At 71.1% G+C, this 2,530-nt stretch carries 3 protein-coding genes; all 3 read right to left on the bottom strand.

Annotated features, from left to right (window positions below; genetic code table 11):
• Positions 1–192: 192 nt before the first annotated feature.
• The 3 genes from IE98_RS0141365 to IE98_RS0141355 all read right to left on the bottom strand — a co-directional run bounded on the left by IE98_RS0141365 (position 193) and on the right by IE98_RS0141355 (position 2,189).
• Complete coding sequence (locus IE98_RS0141365; protein WP_052391626.1) at positions 193–720, bottom strand: EF-hand domain-containing protein; 528 nt, start codon at positions 718–720, stop codon at positions 193–195.
• A 29-nt stretch (positions 721–749) separates the two neighbouring features.
• Positions 750–1,124, bottom strand: coding sequence for a hypothetical protein (locus IE98_RS0141360; protein WP_030277865.1), 375 nt, complete (start codon positions 1,122–1,124; stop codon positions 750–752).
• Positions 1,125–1,586: 462 nt separating this feature from the next.
• The gene (locus IE98_RS0141355; RefSeq protein WP_052391625.1) at positions 1,587–2,189 is read right to left on the bottom strand and encodes an AAA family ATPase; all 603 of its coding nucleotides are present in this window, start codon (positions 2,187–2,189) and stop codon (positions 1,587–1,589) included.
• Positions 2,190–2,530: the final 341 nt, after the last annotated feature.

Here is a 2,530-nt window from a genome sequence, read left to right as displayed (position 1 = left end):
TCTGCGGGGAGATCAGCTGTCCGTCACCGGGGAGATTTCATGTCCACCAGCGGGGAGGCCAACTGACCGCCAGCGGGGAGTCTGCCGTGTCCGCTGACAGGTGCCGGGCGCGTGGAACTCGGGGCAGCGGTCCGGACCTGTGGGCAGGTCCGGACCGGGTGGCAGCGCTCTGCCGCTTCGGGGTGGGGGCGGTCAGTACAGGGCCCGGCCCATGGGGGAGTGGTCGCCGGTGACGTAGGCGCGGATCGCCGCGAGGTATTCCTGGCGGTGGACGCGTCCGTCACGGTCGGTGTCGAGTGCGTCGGAGACGGCGTCGGCGTTGTGGGCCGGGTTGCCCAGGGCCTGGCGCAGCAGGGTGAACTTCGGCCGGTCGAGGACGCCGAGCCGGTCGGTGTCGGCGAGGTCGAACAGGGCGCCGAGGGCGTACTGGCAGACGGTGTCGAACTTCTCGGCGTCGACCCAGGCCGCGTACTCGTCATAGGTCATGATGCCGTCGCCGTTGGCGTCCATCGCGGCCCAGGCCCGTTCGCCGGTGGCGTGTGCGGCGAGGACCAGGGGGTCGTCGTCGGTGCGTCCGGTGGCGAGGCGGGCTCGTTCGATGCGGGCGAAGTAGTCGTGCCGGGAGGCGATGCCGTCGCCGTCGGTGTCGAGCATCGCGTAGATGCGGGCCTTGGGGACTGCGGGGTTGGCCAGGTTCGGCGTTGTCCGTGGGAGCGTCATGTCGCTCACATCCTTCCCGTGGGGCCCTGTCAGTGGGTGAGGCGGAGTACAAGGATCGAGTCGACCGCCGTCTCGCCGGCCGGGGTGCCGCAGCCGGTTCCGGAGCTGGTGCCGACCGCGTTGACGGTGTCGCCGGCGAAGCGCGCGCTGTCGTCGGTGACGGCGCCGGTGACGACCAGCGAGGCGGTGCCGTTCACCTTCACGACGTCGGTGTGGTCGAACCGGAAGGCGGAGGTGCTCAAGTCGGACCAGTGGACGGTCGTGGTCGAGGTGTCCCCGTGCTCGTCCCCGGTGCACTCGGTGGCCGGCATGGTGACGGTGCGTTCGAAGGTGCCGGTTGCCAGGGGCGCGCCGGCGGCGTCCACGCACGACAGGCTGCCGGTCATGGCCGGTGTGTCGGGCACGGGGAGATCCACACCCCCGGGGGGCGACGGCGGTGGCGAAGATGCCGTGTCCGTTCAGCACACAGGTGGCGTCGGTCGTGGGCTCGGCGGCGGTGGCGTGGGCCGAGGCCCCGGCGAACAGCGGGGCCGCGGTGGAAGGACGAACAGAAGGGCTGCGGCGTGGCGCCAGGGGCAGCGGGAAGTGGGCATGCCGTACACGCACCGCCCTGTGGGGCCGGTGGTGGCGACCGGCGCCCGTTCGTGGGCGCGTCGGTGGGCTACTGCGGCCACCTGCCCGGTCTCGGCGCGGCTGGCGCAGGACCGAGGCCGTCGTGCGGCCGGCCTCGCCGTCGGTCCGAACGACCCCGGCCGGCTGGACGTCGAGGAGCCGTAGCCCGTCCCGGCCGTGCTCCGTGTCGCCGAAGGATCTGGCCCGGCCGCGATGGCGTAGCGCCACGGTGATCAAGGTTGACCCGACACGCGTCAGGTACCGAGCAGTCTCTGGTCGTCCCGCGTGGGCAGCTCCGAGAGCGCAGTGTCTCGCACGATGCGGTCCACCGTGTCGTGCAGGGCGCTGTCAATGCCGATGACGGTCTCGATGCCGCCCGGTAGCAGGTCGTGTGCCCGGTACCAGTCGCGCAGTTCCCGCTCGGTGACGGCCGCCAGGTAGTCGGCATCGGCCTTCGAGGCGTGCCGGAGCAGCGTCTCGGCGATCGGGATGTCGAGGTAGTAGCAGCGGGTGACGCCGCGATGGTCGCCCACCAGCCGTGTGAGCATCTCGCCGTAGTGATCGGCGTACAGGATGCCTTCGACGACGACGTGGTAGCCGGCGTCCAGGGCGTACCGTGCGACGGTGTCGATCAGGCCGATGTTCGCGCCGCCGGGACGGTCCTGCTCGCGCAGGACGACGCGACGGAGGTTGTCCTGCGAGACCACGGCCAGACCCCGCCCGAACCGCTCCCGAACACCCGCCGCCACCGACGACTTCCCCGACGCCGAGTTTCCCCGAACGACCACGAGTCGCGTCTCCGCGCTTCCCGTGTGTGTGCCCTCCGGCGGCGTCCCGGGGTGGCTCGGGGCGCTCATGCAGGTCGTCCCGGGTGCACTTCCACAACCAACTTGTGCGGCAAGGGACTTCTCCTTCACGAAGAGCCGGGCGAGGGACGCTCCCGGCTTGTCCCACCGTAGGCGATGAGTCCCCGGCCGCACCGGGATGTCGCGGAGGCCCCCACACGATCCGGTGAACCGCCTCACCCGGCCAGACCTCACCCCGTACGGCCGCTCGGATCGCGTGGCCGTACGGGGTGCACTTGCGTCGGGGCTGTCCTGGGTGAACTCAACCCGTCAGCGCAACATCCCAGGTGACGGAGGATGTGGCGCATGGCGAGGTTGGGTCGTCCGGGCATGTCGGACACACAGAAGCGAGA

The sequence above is a fragment of the Streptomyces sp. NRRL B-24484 genome, assembly GCF_000717715.1.
In the GTDB taxonomy this organism is placed as follows: domain Bacteria; phylum Actinomycetota; class Actinomycetes; order Streptomycetales; family Streptomycetaceae; genus Kitasatospora.
This window is presented reverse-complemented; position numbering and strand designations above follow the sequence as displayed.